Source organism: Agrobacterium sp. M50-1 (assembly GCF_049843495.1).
Taxonomy (GTDB): Bacteria; Pseudomonadota; Alphaproteobacteria; order Rhizobiales; family Rhizobiaceae; genus Agrobacterium; species Agrobacterium radiobacter.
Window position 1 is genome coordinate 24,780 of the sequence record NZ_JBBHZH010000011.1, and the last position, 19,888, is coordinate 44,667.

Sequence of the window (19,888 nt, forward strand, 5' to 3'; positions counted from 1 at the left end):
CTGACATCACTTGGGGGGCGGCGCGATGCTGCCCCTCAACACCAGCCGACAACCGAGCTCGAGCCGGTGCGCCGGACGTGTCGGATCAGCCGCCATAAGCCGCTGCTCCAGCAGCGCAAGCGCGGCACCGCCCAGCCGGTCGGCGGGCAACTGGATGGTGCTGAGCGGCGGCGCACTGAAGGCCGCCGGCATGATATCGTCAAACCCCAGCACCGAGATATCGTCCGGCACCCGGATTCCGGCCTCCGTCAGCGCCTTCAGGCAGCCGAGCGCCAGATTGTCGGCGGCGCAGAAAATCGCCGTGGCGTTTCTGAGCGGCTTGTCTTCGGCGAGCAGGCGGCGGATGGCGGCCTCGCCCCATTCAGGCTCGTAACTTTCCACCTCGATGACCATATCGGCGGGAACAGTGAGGCCCGCCGCGAGATACGCGTCGCTGTAACCGTCATAACGGCGGCGGATCGTCGTGCGGCCCTTCCAGGTGATGTGCAGAATATTGCGATGCCCGAGCGACAGCAGATGCTCGATACCGAGCCGCGCGCCAAAACGGTTCTCGGCCGTTACCGTATCGACGATCATGGCCGGATCCTCGCCATTGATCAGCACCACCGGCCGCGAAAGCGCCGACAGCGCCTCGACCAGCTGCGGCCTGTCATCATTCAGGATAACGATACCATCGACATTGTCGGCGTCCGCCGCCGCCGCCACCAAAGCGGGGTCGAGCCGGCTCGTCGCGCTCACATAGGGAACGATACGAATGCCGCGCCGCTCGCATTCGCGCCGGAAGCCGTTCAGCATCGTCCAGCTGACCATGTTGAGATCGCTCTGCGGCGCGGCATCATTGGTCATGGCCAGAAGCACGACACGCAAAGTGGCGATGGTCGCCTTCTGTCGCCGGTTTTCGAGATAACCGAGTGCGCGGGCCGCCTCCAGCACCCGCTCGCGCACCTGCGTGGTCAAGGGTGCGGTGCCATTGATGGCGTGCGACGCCGTGCTCAGCGAAACATTCGCCTCCCGCGCCACGTCCTTAAGCGTCGTTTTCCTATCCGCTTTCATATAGGGAAAATTCAACCACTCTTCTTCAGACGGTGCGGGCAGAAAGCCTGCCTCGCGCAGTCGATCTGAAGAATACCCGTGCCTGTTTACTGCTCTCTCGTCAGCGGAAGACTACAGCATCATCCGTAAATGCGGAATTGATTTCTCTGGGTTTTTACCGATCGTTTAGCCCCGGAAACGCCGCCCGCAGCAAACCGCGGGCGGCAAGGCGGTCAAAGCGCCCGGGAGATATGGTCGATGCTATCCTTCAAGGCAGCGACTGGGTTCTTCAACGCGTGCACCTCCGCCGCAAAGGGCTCGAAACTGTAAAGCCCCCTGTAACCGGCCGCCTCAAGCGTTCTGATCTGGGCAATATTTTCCAGCCGGTCGCCGCCATCCACCAGTACACGGTGGGCGTCCAGCATATCGGCGACGGAGACTGCGGGGTCGGTCACGCCGGAAATATGCACGAGGCCGGTACGTTCGGGGAAGAACTCTGTCTCGCCCGCAAGATGGTGGTGGAAGGTATCGTGCACCAGCCTGTAGACATCACCGCCGCCTGCCGCGTCGATGGCCTTGATCGCCTCGGCCTTGGTGCGCAGCGACGAGACAGGGAAACCGAGCGGCTCGACAAGGCCGGTCAGTCCACGTTCCTCAAGGATCGGCTTCATGGCCTTCAGCGCGGCCACGAGATCATCGAACGAGACTTCCTTGCCGTCGTTGAGCGGGCACATGACCAGCGTCTTCGCACCGCTTGCCGCTGCATAGTCCGCCATGGCAACTGCCCGTTTTGGTAAATCGCCCGACCAGACGTTGAAGGGATAAAGCGCGTTGATCGAGATGATCGTCACGCCGGCCTTTTCGGCCGCCGCCTTCACGGCAGCCGGCTGCACCGTGCCGACGATGTCAGGCAGGTCGTTGCGGATTTCAACTTCGGTGAGGCCGAGTTCGCGGGCTGTGGCGAAGAACTCCTCAAGGGAGAGCTTCGGGGCGGTGATGTGGTTGATGGCGAAACGCATGAAAGACCTCACTGATAAAGGGCGGGACGAGTGGGAAGCTTAATTGCGACGGCTGCTCCGTCGGTCTCCTGCGCAGCGACGCAGGCGTCGGAGGTGATGGCCGCCACATAGCCGTCCCAGGAGCTGGGACCCGATGCCGTTCCCTTCGCCGCCGCATGGATGAAGTCCTGCAATTCCACATCGTTGCTGGCGATGAAGCGATCCTTCCAGTCGGTGAGGATATCGTTCTGCAGCTTGGCGCCGAGGCGCGTCTGCACCGACATCGGCTCCGGCAGGCTGGCAATGCCGTCCTCGCCCACCACCTGGCACTGGATATCGTAACCGTAATGGCAGTTTACGAAGATTTCGACGTCGATGATCGTGCCCTTCGCCGTCTCCAGAATGACGATCTGCGGGTCCTTCAGCCGCGCATGGCTTCTGGCCGCCGAGCGGGGAAAGAGAACCCGGGCCGAAACATAGTCATCATCGAGCAGCCAGCGCAGCACGTCGATCTCGTGGATCATCGTGTCGTGGATCGCCATCGGGGTCACATATTGCTCCGGAACCGCCGGGTTGCGATGGGCGGCATGCACCATGATCGGCGCGCCGATCCTGTTGTCGACGGCCTGTTTCAACGCCACGTAACCGGCGTCATACCGGCGCATGAAACCCACCTGAACCAGCCGTCCGCCATGGGCCACCTCGGCGTCGACGATGCGTCTTGCACCTTCCGCCGTTGTCGCCAGCGGCTTTTCGCAAAAGCAGGGCTTGCCGGCGGCTATTGCCGCCAGCACATATTGCTCATGCGTCGCGCCCCAGGAGGTGACGAGCACAGCATCCACATCGGGTGAGGCGATCAACTCCTCGCCGGTGGCGAAGATTTCCGCATCCGGGGCGATGTCATTGCGCACCGCTTCTGCCGATCCATGATTGACATCGCTCAGCGCGACGACCTTTGCGCCGCCGAGGACCTTGTTGATGCGGCGGGCATGGTCGCGGCCGATGGCGCCGGTGCCGATAACACCAATTCTCACAGTCATTTTCAAAACCTCACTTCCGGTATTTTTCGATGTAATTGTTGATCTCGGCACACATGAACCGGCCCGATTCATCGGCCCTGTCCTCCCAGGCGAAGACGCAGGAGGTCATGATGCCGTCGAAGCCGATTTCGGAGAGCGTGCTGAAGAAGTCGTCCCACGGCACTTCGCCCTGGCCGATATTCAAGTGCTGATGCACCCGCGCCTGTGTGCCCGGTGGATTGAGAATGTAGCGCAGCCCGGAACTGGCCTTGTGGTTGAAGGTATCCCCCACATGCACATGCGCCAGCACATCCTTCGCCTCGCGCAGCATCGCTTTGGTGTCGTCGCCGAAATAGAAGGTATGCGGCGCGCAATAGAGGAATTTGACGTTCTTCGAATTGACGGTGCGTATGATGTCCAGCGCCGGCTGCAACGTCTCGCACCAGTCTTCCGGATGCGGCTCGACATGCAGGTTGATGTTTTCGCGCTCGAAGATCGGCACCAGTTCTTCCATCGAGCGCCACCATGCATCCTCGCAGGCCTCGATCATCGAGCCGGTGTGGCAGCAATAACATGACCCCTTGTCGGGATGCGGACCGCGGCCGAATTCGGAGTTCATCGTGTCGACCTCCAGTTCGATGGCGATCTCGATGGCGCGTTTCCAGTGTTTGACCGCCGCCTGCCGTTCGGTCTCGTCATTGGAGGCCCAGCGATACATCGGCAGCAGCGAGGCGATGCCGACGTCAGCGTCTTTCAGCGCCTTCTTGAAGGACCGGATGCGCTCGGGAAACACACGCGGCGCCTTGAACCATTCGAGGAAATCGGCGCGCGGGCTGAGTTCGATCCAGTCGAAGCCGAGTTCCTTCACTTTGGCCGGGAGGGCTTCGAGGCTGAGATGGCGGTGCATGAAAGGGTCGATGGCGATGCGCATATACGCTTCCTTGTCATTATTGTCTGTCGAAGGGCCCTTGCGGGCCGGTTATGCAAGGCCGCGGTCCAGGAGAGGAGACCGCGGCCTTTGGCCGGCTTTTTTCGCGGGCGGCCATGTTTGTGCTCTGCTGACAGCATTCGGTCAGCATGCCGGCCAAAACTCCGGTTCAGTTCCGGGCCTGATATTCCCCGAGGTTTTCCGGCATCACCAGTTCGAAGGGCACCCAGAGCGTCTTTTCGACTTTTTCACCGGCAGCGGCTTTCAGCGCCGTCTGAACGGATACTTCGCCCTGCTTCGTCGCGTTCTGGTAGACGGTGATGTCGAGATCGCCCGCCTGCATGGCGGCAAGACCGTCAGGCGTGGCGTCGATGCCGGCGATGACGACGTCCTTCATTGAAACGCCCGCCGCCTTCAGCGCCTGCGCGGCGCCGATCGCCATTTCATCATTGTTGGCAATGACGGCATCAAACTGCACACCCGCCGTCAGCCAGGAGGAGACGAGATCCTGCGCCTGCGTGCGGCTCCAGTTCGCCGTCTGCTTTTCGAGGATGTCGATCTTGCAGTCCGGCCGGGAAAACACCGTTTCCACATCCTTGGTGCGGACCAGCGCGGCATGGTTTTCCAAAGGCCCCATCAGGATGACGGCATTCCCCTTGCCGCCCATCAGCTTGCAGGCCGCTTCCGCCTCCATGGTGCCGGAATCGAGTTCGTTGGAGCCGACAAAGGCAGTACCATCAGGCAGGCCGGTTTCCAGTTCGGCTGGCGGATGATTGACATAAACGAGAGGGATTTTTTCGGCGGACGCGGCTTTGGTGATCGCGGCCGTGGCGTCACCGTCAACGGCATTGACGATGATCGCATCGACGCCATTGGCGATAAAATTCTGCACCTGATTGAGCTGCTTCGAGGGATCGAGCTGGGCGTCTTCCACCAGAAGCTCGATATTTTTATCGCGCCCGGCCTCGGCCCTGATGCCGTTAAGCAGGATCGTCAGAAACGGGTTGTCGAAAGACGTCATGGAGACCGCAACGCGGGTCTCGGCAAGAGCCGGCGTTGCGAAAATGCAGAGCGCCGTCGCCATCAGTAATTTTTTCAAGGTTTCCTCCCGCGGAAATCGCCGCTGGTTGCATCATTCTATGTCGCCGGAGCCGGCCATTTCGCCGGCTCCGGCTGCGGCGTGCGGCAATCCGGAAACATCGTTGGTGTCGTGGACCAGCCTCCTGCCCGTTCCACATGCGGCCAAGATTTCCCAGTCCGCGCCCGGCGTCAACGGGTCAGCGGCAGCCGAAACCATCAAGGCTGATAGAAAGAGACGCGGAATTTATGATAGAATCGATCAAACCATCAAAGGCTTTCAGGAACCCACAGATGGGCGGGCACAAACCGCTGCCCCGGCGTTTCCGCCATGCCATGTTCTATGGTGTGCACCATGGTCGCGATGAGATCGGTGCATAATTCGCGAAGCGGCGTCTGGAATATGCCGCTGATACGCTTTTCCAGCAGCGCCTGACGTGATTCGGGCGTCAGTTCGTTGACAAGACAGACGATGCTCTCCTGCCGGTTTTCCTGCTGCAGCGCCTCTATCACGCCTTCCATGCCGCCGCCGACGCAATAGATGCCGACCAGGTCCTTGTGTTTTGCGATGGTGTCCATCACTAGCTCATAGGTCAGCCGCCGCGTTTCCAGCGTGATCAGCGCGTCCATCACCTCGAATTCCGGCGCATATTCGCGCATATAGCTGCGAAAGCCGGTCTCGCGCAGCGAATGGCCGTGAAAACGGTGACCGCCGAGCAGCAGAAGCACCTTGCCCTTGCTGCGCGCCAGCCGCGAGATCATCCAGGCCGCCGTGCGCCCCACTTTCATGTTGTTGGCGCCGAGATAGGCTTCCCGCACCCCCTGGGCGAAATCCGAAAGCAGCGAAAATGTAGGAATGCCCTTCGCCTTCAGGGCCTCGACGGCGGCAGTGACATCGTGATGGTCCGGCCCGGTGGCCGCCACGGCCTGCACACGGCCCTTCATGCCCGTTAAAAGGGCTGCAAGCTCGCTCGGCTCGCCCGACTGGGCAAATTCGATGCGCAGATTGAGATGGCGATCCCGGACGTTGCGCGCCGCAAGCTCCAGCTCGTCGGCAAATGTCTGGTAGAAGGCGTGCCGTTCCTTGCGCAGGATGATGCCGAGACTATAGGAAGGCAGATCGGCCAGCATGCGCTGGCGAATGATGTTGGTGGCGTGAAAACCGATCTTCTCCGCCGCGTCGAACACCCGCCGGGAGGTTTCCTCACGCACCGGCAGCCGACCGTTCAGCACGCGGTCGACGGTGGCGACGCTGACGCCTGCGGCCTTTGCCACATCTGTGATGGTGGGACGTTTCATGCGGGCACCCAATAGACGGAAAGATTCCTGTCATGTCTTGCAAAACATGTCACGGATGGTGATGGAATTCAACATGTGCGAAGGGATAAGGGCGTGGAGTACTTTATCAGGGAATAATCGACCGGGGCCTGCATCGCAGGGCCGGCTTGCTTGGCCCAGCACGCCTCCTCCCCTCATCTCTGTGCTTGTCACAGAGATCCAGCCAACCCAAGTCGTTGGGCTGAAAGGAGTCCTTCCGCCGCGCAGACGCGCGTCGGCTGGATTCCTGTGACAAGCACAGGAATGAGGGGGCTGGGATGCGTCAGATCAAAAAAATCACCTGCCGAGTAACCTGAATGGCCACTGTCACACGTAAGGAAGCTGCGGCAGCGGGCATTCGTACCGTTTTACGGCGGCATTTGCACCGTTATCACGACGCCGAATGCCGCTATCCCGTCAGACCCGCTCCAGCGCCACGGCAATACCCTGCCCGACGCCGATGCACATGGTGGAAAGCGCAAGGCGCTTGCCGGTCAGCGAAAGTTCAAGCGCCGCGGTGCCGGCAATGCGCGCACCGGACATGCCGAGCGGATGGCCAAGCGCGATGGCGCCGCCATTCGCATTCACCCGCGCATCGTCGTCCGCAATGCCGAGTTGCCTCAGCGTCGCAAGGCCCTGGCTGGCGAAGGCCTCGTTCAACTCGATCACGTCGAGCTGTTCCTGCTTCAGCCCGAGCCGCGCCAAAAGCTTGGCCGATGCCGGGGCCGGGCCGATGCCCATGACGCGCGGCGGCACACCGGCGGCGGCGCCGCCGAGAATGCGGGCAATCGGCGTCAGCCCGTATTTCTTCGCGGCTTCCGCCGATGCGACGATGAGTGCGGCCGCACCGTCATTGACGCCTGATGCATTGCCCGCCGTCACCGTTGCGCCCTCGCGCTTGTTGACCGGCTTCAGCTTCGCCAGCGATTCGAGGCTTGTGGCGCGCGGATGCTCATCCTTCGAAACCACCAGCGGATCGCCCTTGCGCTGCGGGATCGTCACCGGCACGATTTCCCTGTCGAGACGGCCATTGGCCTGCGCGTCGGCCGCCTTCTGCTGGCTGCGAACGGCGAAGGCGTCCTGATCCTCGCGGGAGACCTGATAATCAATGGCGACGTTGTCCCCGGTTTCCGGCATGGAATCGACGCCATATTGCGCCTTCATCAGCGGATTGACGAAGCGCCAGCCGATGGTGGTGTCATAGATTTCGGCATTGCGGGAAAACGCGCTCTCCGCCTTCGGCAGAACGAAGGGCGCGCGGCTCATGCTTTCGACGCCGCCGGCGATCATCAGTTCCGCCTCGCCTGATTTCACGGCGCGGGCGGCCGCGATGAGGGCGTCCATGCCCGAACCGCAAAGGCGATTGATGGTCGTTCCGGTAACCGAAACCGGCAGACCGGCGAGCAGCAGCGACATGCGTGCGACGTTGCGGTTATCCTCGCCCGCCTGGTTGGCGCAGCCGAAGATCACGTCTTCGACGGCTTCCCAGTCAACGGACGGGTTGCGCTCGACAAGCGCCTTCAGGGGAATTGCACCGAGATCGTCGGCCCGCACCGGGGAAAGCGCACCGCCGAAGCGGCCGATCGGCGTGCGGATATAGTCGCAGATGAATGCATCGGTCATCGGTTTTTCCTCACAGTTCCGGGGCGACGAGATCAACGACCTCGCCATCGACCGTCAAAGGCGCGCCGGTCATGGCCTGCAATTCGTCAAACGTCATCGACGGCAGTTTTTCACGCAGCACGAAGCGGCCATCCACCACGTCGATGACGGCATGGCTGGTATAGATGCGAGTGATGCAGCCGACGCCGGTCAGCGGGAAGCTGCATTTTTCCACCAGCTTCGGCTCGCCATTCTTGGTCACATGTTCGGTGATGACGAAGACCTGCTTGGCGCCATGCACCAGATCCATCGCCCCGCCCACGGCCGGCACACCCTTGGAGCCGACGCGCCAATTGGCGAGATCGCCATTCTGCGCCACCTGGTAGGCGCCGAGGATCGCCACATCCAGATGCCCGCCGCGCACCATGGCGAAACTGTCGGCATGATGAAAGAAGGCTGCACCCGGCTTCAATGTGACGGCCTTTTTGCCGGCATTGATGAGGTTCCAGTCCTCTTCGCCCTCCGGCGGCGCTTCGCCGAAATTCAGGATGCCGTTTTCAGTGTGGAAAATGGCCTGACGGCCGGGCGGCTGGTAACGCGCCACCATTTCCGGAAAGCCGATGCCGAGATTGACGTAAGCGCCGTCCTCGATGTCCTGCGCCGCACGCCAGGCGATCTGGGCGTTGGAAAGCTTGATGTCTTCGCGGGTGTCGATGGTCGTGGTCATGCGTAGGCTACTCCCGCGCGAATGAGGACTTCTTCCTGTCGCGGATCGGGAACTTCCACGACGCCCTTCACGAAAATGCCGGGCGTCACGACATGCTCCGGATCGATCTCGCCGGCTTCGACGATCTTCGAGACCTGCGCGATGGTGGTCTTCGCGGCCATGCACATCAGCGGGTTAAAATTGCGCCCCGCCTTGTTGTAGGTGAGGTTGCCATAGGTATCGCCAAGCTCCGCCTTGACGATGGCAAAATCCGCCTTCAGCCAGCGTTCCTGCACGTAGGACCGCCCGTCGAATTCCGCGATGACCTTGCCTTCAGCCAGTTCCGTGCCGAAGCCTGTGGGGGTGTAGAAGGCCGGAATGCCGGCACCGCCGGCGCGGATGCGCTCGGCAAGCGTGCCCTGCGGCACCAGTTCCAGCTCGATATCGCCTGCCAGATAGCGATCCGTAAAGGCGCGCGGATCGGACGAGCGCGGGAAGGAGCAGATCATCTTCCTGACCATGCCCGCGTCGATCATCGCCGCAATGCCGATGCGGCCGTTGCCGGCATTGTTGTTGATGACCGTCAGGTTCTTCGGCCCCTTGTCGATCAGCGCATGGATCAGCTCGATCGGCGCGCCGGAGCCGCCGAAACCGCCGATCATGATCGTCGCACCATCACCGATGCCGGAAAGCGCCTCTTCAGCGCTCTTGATTGTCTTGTCCATTAAAACCTCCATCCAGCCGGACGGATGGAACCCGCAAGGCTGCCTGACCGTGAGGTAAATCCGAAACCACCTCGACGGCAAGGATTTTGTGCGTTATATGATTTTTGTTCGTATATCGCACAAATGGAGCCATGACATGGCCGTCAACGAAAGAGACATGATGGGCGGTCTCGCCAAGGGGTTGCGGGTGATCGAGGCCTTCAGCGCCGAGCGCCCGCGCCTGTCGATTTCCGATGCCGCCGAGATTGCCGGGCTGGACCGCGCCACGACACGGCGTTGCCTGCTGACGCTTTCGGAACTCGGTTATGCGGCTTATGACGGCAAGTTCTTTACCGTGACGCCGAAGGTGCTGCGGCTCGGCACCGGCTGTCTTGCCACCATGCCGCTGCCGCGCATCGTGCAGCCGCTGCTCGACCGGCTGTCGGAGGAAATCGGCCAGAGCACCTCCGTCTCCATTCTGGACGAGACCGAAATCGTTTATGTGGCCCGCGCCGCGCAGCAGCGGGTCATGTCGATTGCGCTGATGCCGGGTTCGCGCCTGCCGGCCTATTGCACCTCCATGGGCCGCGTTCTGCTTTCGGCGCAGACGGCCGAGCGGCAGCACGACATTCTCGAAGCCTCCCGGCTGGTGGCGCGCACGGAAAAGACCATTATTGCCATGGACGCCCTGCTCGCTGAAATCGAGGCTACCGGTAATCGCGGTTATGCGCTGATCGATCAGGAGGTCGAGATCGGCCTTCGCTCCATCGCGGTGCCGCTGAAAACCATGCGCGGCCAGACAGTGGCCGCCCTCAATGTCGGGCTTGCCGCCTCGGTCGCCTCGATGGAGGATCTGGTGGAGCGATACCTGCCCGCCCTACTTGGCGTTCAGCGCGAACTGGAAAGAATGCTGGTCTGAGACGGCGCCTGCCGAACACCGGAATCCCCCATTTTCCGCTGCTCCGCCAACCGCCAGGCGCGCGGCGTCATGCCGGTCTCGCGCTTGAAGAACCGGTTGAAATAAGCCGGATCGGCAAAACCCAGTCCCTCGGCAATCATCTGCACGCTCGAGACCGTGAAGATCAGTTCCTGCTGGGCGATCTCGATCTGACGCTTAGCGATCAGCCGCTGCAGGCTGAGGCCGGAAACGGAACGGACGAGGCGATTGAGATGCGTCTCGGAAAGACCGAGCTTTTTCGCATAAAACTCCGCTTTCTGCGGCTCGCGAATATGGCGCGCAATCAGTGACAGCAGCAATTCGAAACGCTGTTCCGCAAGACCTTCGCCGGTTCCCTCAAGCAGAGGCCGCGCCGCCCGCGCCAGAAGCGCCGTCACGATGGCGAACTGGCCTTCAATGATGGCATCCCGGCCTGTTTCGCGGGTTTCATATTCGGCGGAAATCTGTTCGAATCCGCTGCGCAGGCGTTCACCATCGGTAAAATCCCGCAACGGCAACAGGACCGGCCGCTGAAAATTCCGCAGCAACAGCGCCTGCACCGATGCCGGCAACGCGCCCGGCAGCACGGTGACGATAACCCCGCCAATATCACGAGAAAACCGGAAGCCGTGTTCGAAACCCGGCGGCACGACAATGGCGACCGGCGGGTGGATCGCCTCGATGCGGCCATCCAGCAGGGCATCGCCCTCACCGCCCCAAATGTACAAGATTTGCTGAAAGGCAGCGTGACGGTGCAGGCCGATTTCAAAGCGGTGCAGGCTGCTTCTGGAAAAAAGCGTCTCGCAATGAAAGCGGAAATCAGTGCCTTGCACCGCTTCTTCGCCATACAAACCTTCACTTGCAGCAAGCCGCATGTTCCTTCGCTCCTCCTCACAATGGTCGGATTGTGCAATTTGCGGATCAGAAAGTCCATTGAGCTTGCCGCATCCCCTCGGCAATTTCTTGATAGGAGACAAGTTCGGGAGGAAACAATGCGCACCCAGGTCGTCATCATCGGCTCCGGCCCTTCAGGGCTTCTGCTTGGCCAGCTTCTGGCCAGAGAAGGCGTCGAGACCGTCATTCTCGACCGGGTCAGCAAGGATTACATCCTCGGCCGTGTCCGCGCCGGCGTGCTGGAAGAAGGCACGGTGCAGCTCATGGAAAAGGTCGGCGCGGATAAGCGCCTGCGCCGCGAAGGCCTGCCGCATGACGGTTTTTCTCTCACCTTCGACGGCCGCGACCACCGTATCGATCTCTTCGACCTGACCGGCGGCAGCCATGTGATGGTCTACGGCCAGACCGAGGTGACCCATGACCTGATGGATGTGCGCGAAGCAGCCGGCCTCGTGACCATTTACGATGCATCTGATGTCGAGCCGCATGATTTTAATGGCGCCAGCCCCTATGTCACCTATCAGAAAGATGGCGTAACCCACCGGATCGATTGCGATTTCATCGCCGGCTGCGACGGTTTTCACGGGGTCAGCCGCAAATCGGTGCCTCAGGGCGCGATCAAGGAATTCGAGAAGGTCTATCCTTTCGGCTGGCTCGGCATTCTCGCTGACGTGCCGCCCGTCAACCACGAACTCATCTACGCCAACCATCCGCGTGGTTTTGCGCTCTGTTCCATGCGGTCGCACACGCGCAGCCGTTATTACATCCAATGTTCGCTGGATGACCGGCCGGAGGACTGGAGCGACGAGCGTTTCTGGGACGAAATCCGCCGCCGCCTGCCGGAAAACCATGCGGACGCGATGGTGACGGGCCCGTCCTTTGAAAAGTCCATCGCGCCGCTCCGCTCCTTCGTCTGCGAACCGATGCGGTTCGGCCGACTGTTCCTTGCCGGAGACGCCGCCCACATCGTGCCGCCCACCGGCGCCAAGGGCCTCAACCTCGCCGCCAGCGACGTGCATTATCTGAGCGAGGCGCTGATCGAATTTTACCGCGACCGGTCAGAGGCCGGCATCGACGGCTATTCGCAGAAGGCGCTGTCCCGCGTCTGGAAGGCCGTACGTTTCTCGTGGTGGATGACGACTATGATGCATCGTTTCCCCGATACCGGAGATTTCGGCCAGCGCATACAGGAGGCGGAGCTGGACTACCTCGTGCAATCGCGCGCCGCTTCCACCGCGCTTGCGGAGAATTATGTGGGGCTTCCCTATTAGGTGGGCCACGCCACTTGTGTCGGCGTCATCCTCGGGCCTGTCCCGAGGATCTGCAACGTAGTGATTTTACTCGACGTGATTAGATCCTCGGCACAGGGCCGAGGATGACGTCGAGAGCGTGATCACCCTTCAGCCCTACCATCCAGCAACTCGCCCGCCGCCTCGCGGATGGCCTGCATCAGCAGCGACAGCGGCAGCGTGGGCTGCGTGTCGGCCCTCACCGTCAGCCCCACCGGGCCGCTGGTATCGCCGGTCTCAACAGGCAGGATTGCGAGAATACCATCCGCCACATCCGCCGCCACCACACCTTCCGAGATGATCCAGATCGCATCGCTGGTGCGCAGGAAGGCGCGGCCGAAGGCGTCCGATACGGTTTCGATGCGGATAGGCAGGGCCGGAACGCCGTTGGCGATCAGGAACTGCTCGACGACGGGGCCGATGACCGATTGCCGTGTTGGCATCAGCACCGGATATTCGTGCAGATGGTCGAACACCGAAAGGCCGGGCGATAACAGCGGGTGGCCGGCGCGCACCACGAAGCGGACCTTTTCCGAATAGAGATGCTCAAAGGAAAAGCCCGCCATTTTCTGCGGCGCGGCCAAGCGGCCGACAACAAGATCGAGATCGCCGACCCGTAATTGTTCCAGCAGCACGGCGTTTTCGCCCGTGACGATCTTCACCGGGCTGCCGGTCTTTTCCGCCAGAAAACCGGCCATCGCCTTCGGCATGATTCGCACCGAAACCGTAGGCAGAGCGCCGACCCGCACCGGCGGACCGGCGCGCGCGGCCTCCTGCGAAACGGAATCAACCGCCTGCCGCAGCGCCGTCATCGTCGCGCCCGCATGACGCAGGAACACCTCGCCATAACGGCTGATGCGGATGCCGCGCCCCTCCCGATCGAACAGCGAGACACCGAGAATATCTTCCAGCTCACGGATCGTCTTCGTCACCGCCGGCTGGCTGACATGCAGGATTTCCGCAGCCCGGATGACGCTTTTCTGCCGCGCCACCTCCACGAAAGTCTGCAGGTGGCGGAACTTGATACGCTGATCGACCATCGCTCATATAATCCACAGGTTATGATTTTCATCGATAATGTCATTTTACTTAACCGGAACACGCTTGCAATATCCCTGACAGGAGGAGCACATCATGCATTTTCTGCGCTGCGGCGAGACCGTGATCCATTATCGCGTCAAGGGATTGGACACAGGCAAGCCGGTCATCGCCTTCATCAATTCGCTCGGCACCGATTTCCGCATCTGGGATGCGGTGATCGAAGCGCTCGGTGATGATTATGCCTATGTGCTGCATGACAAGCGCGGCCACGGGCTTTCCGATGTCGGGCACGCTCCCTATTCCATCGACGATCACGCCGTTGACCTGATCGCGCTGCTCGATCATCTCGGCGTAAAAGGCGCAATCATCTGGGGTCTGTCCGTTGGCGGCCTGATTGCGCAGGGGCTTTATGCCCGCCGTCCAGACCTGGTGCGCGCGCTCATACTCAGCAACACCGCCCACAGGATCGGCACAGCCGAGATGTGGAATGCCCGCATTGACAAGATCGCCGCCGATGGCCTCACCTCGCTGGTCGATCCCGTCATGGAGCGCTGGTTCACACCCTCCTTCCGCCAGCCTGACAATGCCGCCTATGCCGGCGCGCGCAACATGCTCTCGCAACAACCGGAAGCCGGTTATAGCGGCACCTGCGCCGCCATCCGCGATGCGCATTTTACCGAAAAGGCCGGGCGTATCGCCGTTCCGGCGCTTTGTATCGCGGGTGATCAGGACGGCTCGACACCGCCGGAACTGGTGCAATCGCTGGCGGGTCTCATTCCCGCAAGCCGCTTCGTCACCATCGCCGGCTGCGGCCACATTCCCTGCCTTGAACAGCCGCTCGCTTACGCGCAGGCAGCCACCATTTTTATCAAGACATTGCCGGAGCATTGACCGATGGCGGACCATATCGACAAGAACGCAAGATTCGAACAGGGCATGAAAACCCGCCGCTCCGTGCTCGGCGACGCCCATGTGGACCGGGCGCAGACCATGACGTCCGGTTTCGACCAGCCTTTCCAGCAGCTCATCACCGAAGCCGCCTGGGGAACTGTGTGGTCCGGCAACCACTGGACGAAGCGGGAGCGCTCGATGGTCACCATCGCCCTGCTCGCTGCGCTCGGGCAGGATGAGGAGCTGGCCATGCATGTTCGCGCCACCGCCAATACCGGCGCCACCGAAGCGGATATTCGCGAGGCGCTGCTGCATGTGGCGATCTATGCCGGCGTGCCCGCCGCCAACCACGCTTTCAAGATCGCCAAGCTTGCCCTGGCCGGTATGAAAGCCGATAGTTCCAGCGAGGAGGAGACGAAATGAGCAACCAACCGCCCGAAACCGGGCCGTTCTTCGCGCGCAACCGCGATATTCACCCGCTGGCCTATGCACCCGGATACAAGACCTCGATCCTGCGCTCGCAGCAGCGCGCTCTGATTTCGCTTGAGGGCACCAGGAGCGAGATCACCGGGCCGGTCTTCGGCCATGGCATGCTGAACCCGCTGGATAACGATCTCATCCTCAACTATGCCCGCCCCGGCGAAATGCCTGTTGGCCCCCGCATTCTGGTGCACGGCCGGGTGCTGGACGAGCGCGGCCGCGGCGTGGATGGCGCACTGGTGGAATTCTGGCAGGCCAATGCCGGCGGCCGCTACCGCCACAAGAAGGAAAGCTACCTCGCCGCCATCGATCCGAATTTCGGCGGCGTCGGCCGCACGATCACCGATGAAAACGGCTATTACTGGTTCAAGACCATCCAGCCGGGCGCTTATCCTTGGCCGAACGGCGTCAATGACTGGCGGCCGGCCCACATCCATTTCTCGGTCTTCGGCCACGGTTTCGCCCAGCGCCTCATCACCCAGATGTATTTCGAAGGCGATCCGCTGATCTGGAAATGTCCGATCGTCAAGACCATTCCGGATGAGGATGCGATCAGAAGACTGATCGCGCCGCTGGACATGAATGCGACGCTGCCGATGGATATGCTCGCCTACAAGTTCGATATCGTCCTGCGCGGCCGCCGCTCGACCCTTTTCGAAAACCGCATGGAGGGCAACTGACCATGGTTCAGCCGCTCAACTATTTCAAGGAAACCGCCTCGCAGACGGCGGGCCCCTATGTGCATATCGGCTGCACGCCCAACTTCGTCGGCATCGAAGGTGTGTTCGAAAAGGATCTCGGTTCCGGCCCGCTTTATAACGACAAGGCGCGCGGCGAACGCATCAGCGTGCGCGGCACGGTCTATGACGGCGCGGGAATGCCGCTCAAAGACGCGCTGATCGAAATCTGGCAGGCCGATACCGATGGGTATTACAACAGCCCCAGCGAAACGCGCGGCAAGGCCGACCCGAATTTCATCGGCTGGGGCCGCTCGCCCGGCGACATGGATACCGGCGAGTTCGTTTTCGAGACGATCAAGCCTGGTACGGTGCCGTTCCGCGACGGCCGGCCGATGGCGCCGCACATCACCTTCTGGATCGTCGCACGCGGCATCAATATCGGCCTGCAGACCCGCATGTATTTCCCGGAAGAACAGGAGGCCAACGCTGCCGATCCGGTTCTTGCCCGTGTTGAGCAGAAGAGCCGCATCGCCACGCTTGTCGCCCAGAAGGAGCAAGGTAACGTCTATCGTTTCGATATCCGCCTTCAGGGCGAAGGCGAAACCGTGTTTTTCGATATTTGAGCGAGACAGAAGATGAGCCTTTCCCCCTTCGAGCATCCGTTTCTGTCCGGCCTTTTCGGCGACAGTGAAATCGTCGAGCTGTTTTCGGCAAGAGCGGATATCGACGCCATGGTCCGTTTCGAGACGGGGCTGGCGCAGGCGGAAGCGAAGGCCGGCATCATCTCCGAGGATGTGGCGGAAGCGATCGTCTCGGGACTTTCGGACTTTGCCGCCGATATGACCGGGCTTCGCAACGGCGTCGCAAAGGACGGGGTTGTGGTTCCCGAACTCATCCGGCAGATGCGGGCCGCGGTCGCCGGTCAGGCGGCGGACAAGGTGCATTTCGGTGCAACGAGCCAGGATGTCATCGATACCAGCCTGATGCTGCGGTTGAAGATGGCGGCGGAAATCATCGCTGCCCGGCTCGGTCACCTCATCGACACGCTGGGAGACATTGCGGCCCGCGACGGCCATAACCCGTTGACGGGCTATACCCGCATGCAGGCCGCCATCGGCATCACCGTGGCCGACCGAGCGGCAAGCTGGATCGCACCGCTGGAACGTCACCTGCTGCGTCTGGAAACCTTCACGCAGGGCGGTTTTTCCCTGCAGTTCGGCGGGGCTGCCGGCACGCTGGAAAAGCTCGGCGACAATGCCGAAGCGGTGCGCGCCGATCTTGCAAAACGGCTCGGCCTTGCAGACAGACAGCAATGGCAGAGCCAGCGCGACGGCATCGCCGAATTCGGCAATATTCTCTCGCTTATCACCGGTACGCTCGGCAAATTCGGGCAGGATATCGCGCTGATGGCCGAACTCGGTGGGGAAATCCTTCTCTCCGGCGGCGGCGGCTCCTCTGCCATGCCGCACAAACAGAACCCGGTCAATGCCGAAACGCTGGTGACGCTCGCACGCTTTAATGCCGTGCAGATATCGGCGCTGCACCAGTCTCTGGTGCACGAACAGGAAAGGTCGGGCGCCGGCTGGATGCTGGAATGGCTGTCGCTTCCGCAAATGGTGACGGCAACGGGCGCCTCGCTGCTGATCGCCGAGCGATTGGCGGGGCAGATAGACAGGCTGGGCGCAGGCGAAAACTAGCCGCAAGGCGGTCCATTTGGTGTGCCAACAGGGCTTCCGGACACTGCCGAACGGCAGGCCGAAGGCGGCTCGACGACGCGTGGAAAGCGCTTGCGCTTCTTCGCATTAGTCATTGATAAAAAAGACTTTATTCAAAAATACAGAGAATGAAAAAACAGCGCGGAAGCTGCTTTTTAACCGGACATAGCGCTTGACACAAAAATGAACTAACTGGTACAAACATTAAGATTAACAGGACGCCGCCGACAAGGGTTTGAAACCTGCAGTGGCACCGACAAATGGAGGGCTTTGGCGCCGCAAGGTTTCCAAAGCGATGCGGGCAAGGCGAAACGCCTGTCCGGACCCGAACGGGTTGGGAGGAAGAATGTCTTACAGTCTCGATTTTTCGGCGGTCATAGACCGCCTGCCCGAGCTGCTTTTGGCGTGTCTGGCGACGATCGGCCTTGCGATTGCGGGCATGTCACTCGCCACCGTCATCGGCGTTCTGGGCGTGGTCGCCCGCCGCTCGCGGTTCAAGCTGCTGCGCGGGCTCGTCATCGGCTTTGTGGAAGCCATCCGCAACACGCCGTTTCTGGTGCAGATATTCTTCATCTTCTTCGCCCTGCCGCAGATCGGCATCAAGCTCAACCCGACGGTGACGGCCATCATCGCGCTGGCTCTGAACGGCGGCGCCTATGCGATTGAAATCATTCGCGGCGGTGTCGATTCCATTCCCAAGGGCCAGGTTGAAGCGGGACTGGCGCTCGGTCTTCACCGCACGCAGATCTTCCGCCATATCATCCTGAAGCCGGCGCTGCGGGCAGTCTACCCGTCGCTCACCAGCCAGTTCATCATGCTGACGCTGACCACCTCGGTCTGCACCTCGATCGCGGCTTACGAGCTGACCTCGGTGGCGCAGAAGATCGAGGCGGATACGTTCCGGTCCTTCGAGGTCTATTTCTCGATCACGCTGCTTTATCTGGTCATTTCCTCGCTGATGATGGGCATTTTCTCGCTCATCTCCCGTGCATCCTTCAGCTATCCGGTCAAGTGAGGAAAAGACAATGGCATCCATCGGTCCCAACGAACTCTTCTTCCTGCTGCAAGGTCTGAAATGGACGCTTGCGCTGACCATCATCGGCTTTATCGGCGGCGGCGTTTTTGGCCTTTGCGTGGCGCTTGCCCGCGTCGCAGACAGCCCGGCAATCCAGCGCGCCAGCACCGGTTACATCGCCGTTTTCCAGGGCACGCCGCTCCTGATGCAGCTTTTCGTGGTGTATTACGGCGTGGCGCTTGCGGGCTTTAATGTCGATGCGTGGATCGCGGTCGCCATCGCCTTCACGCTGCATGCCAGCGCCTTTCTCGGCGAAATCTGGCGCGGCGGCATCCAGGCGGTGCCGAAGGGCCAGACGGAAGCCGCCAATGCGCTCGGCCTGCATTACATCTCGCGCATGAAGGACGTGGTCCTGCCGCAGGCATTCAAGATTTCGCTGCCGGCCACCATCGGTTTCCTCGTGCAGCTCATCAAGGGCACCTCGCTTGCGGCCATTGTCGGCTTCGTCGAGCTGTCGCGCGCCGGCCAGATCGTCTCCAACCAGACGTTCCGCCCGCTCACCGTCTTCGCCCTCGTCGGCGTCATCTATTTCCTGATCTGCTGGCCGCTTTCCCTGTGGGGCGCCAGCGTTGAAAAGCGGCTGCAGACCGCAACCCGCTAAGTCGTGAAGAACTCATCAGCTTTGTAAGGAGGAGCCAAAGATGAAAACCACCAGCATGAAACTCTCTCGTCGCGCCCTGCTCGCGCTCGCCGCGGCAACGGTTGCCCTGCCCTTCGTCGTACCAGTCGATGCTTTCGCCGGCACGGTGGAAGAGGCCAAGGCCAAGGGCAAGGTCGTCATCGGCATTCAGGGCGACAACTCGCCGTGGGGCTTCGTCAATTCCAGCGGCGTGCAGGACGGCCTCGATGCCGATATCGGCAAGGCCTTTGCTGACTATCTCGGCGTCAAGGTGGAATTCGTGCCGCTCGCCGTGGCCAACCGCATTCCCGCACTTTTGACCGGCAAGGTCGATCTCCTGTTTGCGACCATGGGCATGACGGCAGAACGCGCCAAGACCATTCAATATTCCAAGCCCTATGCCGGCAACGTGCTCTCCGTCTACGGCCCCAAGGACAAGAAAATCGGCGGCTATGACGATCTGACCGGTATTGACGTCGGCGTGCCGAAATCCAGCGCCATGGATACGGCGATTACCGCCGGCGCCGGCTCCAAGGCCAATATCCTGCGCTTCGATGATGACGCCGCCAATATTCAGGCGCTGATTTCAGGCCAGGTCGAGGTCGTCGGCGGCAACCAGTTCTACGGCGACCGCCTGAACAAGGCTGCCGAAGGCAAATACGAACCGAAGTTCGACCTGACGACGCTTTATAACGGCGCCGGCACCCGCCCGGGTGAAAAGGACTGGAACGAAACCGTCAACGCCTTCCTCGACAAGATCAAATCCGACGGCCAGCTCGCCAAGATCTACGACAAGTGGATGAAGCGCGAAGTTCCGGCCTTCCCGGACAGCCTGCCCGACATCCCTTTCACCGTGAAGTAACGGCTGTCTGGATTTGGGAGGA

At 61.3% G+C, this 19,888-nt stretch carries 21 protein-coding genes; 10 read left to right on the forward strand and 11 right to left on the reverse strand.

The window, feature by feature from the left end:
- Positions 1-6: 6 nt before the first annotated feature.
- From WDZ78_RS21270 to WDZ78_RS21310, 9 genes are all read right to left on the reverse strand, one after another.
- On the reverse strand, positions 7-1,053 hold the full coding sequence (locus tag WDZ78_RS21270; RefSeq protein ID WP_425674161.1) for a LacI family DNA-binding transcriptional regulator: 1,047 nt from the start codon (positions 1,051-1,053) through the stop codon (positions 7-9).
- A 212-nt stretch (positions 1,054-1,265) separates the two neighbouring features.
- Positions 1,266-2,051, reverse strand: coding sequence for a TIM barrel protein (locus WDZ78_RS21275; RefSeq protein WP_425674162.1), 786 nt, complete (start codon positions 2,049-2,051; stop codon positions 1,266-1,268).
- A gap of 8 nt (positions 2,052-2,059) precedes the next feature.
- Complete coding sequence (locus tag WDZ78_RS21280) at positions 2,060-3,070, reverse strand: Gfo/Idh/MocA family protein (protein ID WP_425674163.1); 1,011 nt, start codon at positions 3,068-3,070, stop codon at positions 2,060-2,062.
- Between the two features lie 10 nt (positions 3,071-3,080).
- Complete coding sequence (locus WDZ78_RS21285) at positions 3,081-3,980, reverse strand: sugar phosphate isomerase/epimerase family protein (RefSeq protein ID WP_425674164.1); 900 nt, start codon at positions 3,978-3,980, stop codon at positions 3,081-3,083.
- A gap of 166 nt (positions 3,981-4,146) precedes the next feature.
- Entirely contained in the window at positions 4,147-5,076 is a 930-nt protein-coding gene (locus WDZ78_RS21290) for a sugar ABC transporter substrate-binding protein (RefSeq protein ID WP_425674165.1), read from the reverse strand.
- Positions 5,077-5,324: 248 nt separating this feature from the next.
- Positions 5,325-6,353: a LacI family DNA-binding transcriptional regulator gene (locus tag WDZ78_RS21295; RefSeq protein ID WP_425674167.1), complete on the reverse strand. Its 1,029-nt coding sequence runs from the start codon at positions 6,351-6,353 to the stop codon at positions 5,325-5,327.
- 435 nt (positions 6,354-6,788) lie between these two features.
- Complete coding sequence (gene pcaF, locus WDZ78_RS21300; RefSeq protein ID WP_425674168.1) at positions 6,789-7,994, reverse strand: 3-oxoadipyl-CoA thiolase; 1,206 nt, start codon at positions 7,992-7,994, stop codon at positions 6,789-6,791.
- 10 nt (positions 7,995-8,004) lie between these two features.
- A complete protein-coding gene (locus WDZ78_RS21305; protein ID WP_425674169.1) occupies positions 8,005-8,700 on the reverse strand; it encodes a CoA transferase subunit B in 696 nt (231 codons plus the stop codon).
- A complete protein-coding gene (locus WDZ78_RS21310) occupies positions 8,697-9,404 on the reverse strand; it encodes a 3-oxoacid CoA-transferase subunit A (protein WP_425674170.1) in 708 nt (235 codons plus the stop codon). The genes WDZ78_RS21305 and WDZ78_RS21310 overlap by 4 nt, the downstream gene beginning before the upstream one ends.
- Positions 9,405-9,540: 136 nt before the next feature.
- Here WDZ78_RS21310 and WDZ78_RS21315 point away from each other — a divergent pair, with 136 nt between their 5' ends.
- Entirely contained in the window at positions 9,541-10,302 is a 762-nt protein-coding gene (locus WDZ78_RS21315; RefSeq protein ID WP_425674171.1) for an IclR family transcriptional regulator, read from the forward strand.
- Here the strand turns inward: WDZ78_RS21315 and WDZ78_RS21320 are convergent.
- Entirely contained in the window at positions 10,272-11,195 is a 924-nt protein-coding gene (locus WDZ78_RS21320) for a helix-turn-helix domain-containing protein (RefSeq protein WP_425674173.1), read from the reverse strand. The genes WDZ78_RS21315 and WDZ78_RS21320 overlap by 31 nt on opposite strands.
- A gap of 117 nt (positions 11,196-11,312) precedes the next feature.
- Between WDZ78_RS21320 and pobA the strand changes: the two genes are divergently transcribed.
- A complete protein-coding gene (pobA, locus tag WDZ78_RS21325) occupies positions 11,313-12,485 on the forward strand; it encodes a 4-hydroxybenzoate 3-monooxygenase (protein ID WP_003505514.1) in 1,173 nt (390 codons plus the stop codon).
- 122 nt (positions 12,486-12,607) lie between these two features.
- Here pobA and pcaQ read toward each other — a convergent pair whose 3' ends face one another.
- Complete coding sequence (gene pcaQ / locus WDZ78_RS21330) at positions 12,608-13,543, reverse strand: pca operon transcription factor PcaQ (protein WP_020009034.1); 936 nt, start codon at positions 13,541-13,543, stop codon at positions 12,608-12,610.
- Positions 13,544-13,637: 94 nt separating this feature from the next.
- Between pcaQ and pcaD the strand changes: the two genes are divergently transcribed.
- The 8 genes from pcaD to WDZ78_RS21370 all read left to right on the forward strand — a co-directional run bounded on the left by pcaD (position 13,638) and on the right by WDZ78_RS21370 (position 19,866).
- The gene (gene pcaD / locus WDZ78_RS21335) at positions 13,638-14,435 is read left to right on the forward strand and encodes a 3-oxoadipate enol-lactonase (RefSeq protein WP_425674175.1); all 798 of its coding nucleotides are present in this window, start codon (positions 13,638-13,640) and stop codon (positions 14,433-14,435) included.
- Positions 14,436-14,438: 3 nt separating this feature from the next.
- Complete coding sequence (pcaC, locus tag WDZ78_RS21340) at positions 14,439-14,858, forward strand: 4-carboxymuconolactone decarboxylase (protein WP_060724453.1); 420 nt, start codon at positions 14,439-14,441, stop codon at positions 14,856-14,858.
- Positions 14,855-15,595: a protocatechuate 3,4-dioxygenase subunit beta gene (gene pcaH, locus WDZ78_RS21345; RefSeq protein WP_425674177.1), complete on the forward strand. Its 741-nt coding sequence runs from the start codon at positions 14,855-14,857 to the stop codon at positions 15,593-15,595. The genes pcaC and pcaH overlap by 4 nt, the downstream gene beginning before the upstream one ends.
- A 2-nt stretch (positions 15,596-15,597) precedes the next feature.
- The gene (gene pcaG / locus WDZ78_RS21350; protein WP_020009037.1) at positions 15,598-16,218 is read left to right on the forward strand and encodes a protocatechuate 3,4-dioxygenase subunit alpha; all 621 of its coding nucleotides are present in this window, start codon (positions 15,598-15,600) and stop codon (positions 16,216-16,218) included.
- Positions 16,219-16,230: 12 nt separating this feature from the next.
- On the forward strand, positions 16,231-17,292 hold the full coding sequence (locus WDZ78_RS21355; RefSeq protein ID WP_020009038.1) for a 3-carboxy-cis,cis-muconate cycloisomerase: 1,062 nt from the start codon (positions 16,231-16,233) through the stop codon (positions 17,290-17,292).
- A gap of 364 nt (positions 17,293-17,656) precedes the next feature.
- Complete coding sequence (locus tag WDZ78_RS21360) at positions 17,657-18,325, forward strand: amino acid ABC transporter permease (protein ID WP_003505505.1); 669 nt, start codon at positions 17,657-17,659, stop codon at positions 18,323-18,325.
- Positions 18,326-18,335: 10 nt separating this feature from the next.
- Positions 18,336-18,986 (forward strand): amino acid ABC transporter permease, encoded by a 651-nt coding sequence (locus WDZ78_RS21365; protein WP_060727295.1) that lies wholly within the window; start codon positions 18,336-18,338, stop codon positions 18,984-18,986.
- A gap of 40 nt (positions 18,987-19,026) precedes the next feature.
- Positions 19,027-19,866 carry a transporter substrate-binding domain-containing protein gene (locus WDZ78_RS21370; RefSeq protein WP_003505503.1) on the forward strand — a complete coding sequence of 280 codons (840 nt, stop codon included), beginning with the start codon at positions 19,027-19,029 and terminating at the stop codon, positions 19,864-19,866.
- Positions 19,867-19,888: the final 22 nt, after the last annotated feature.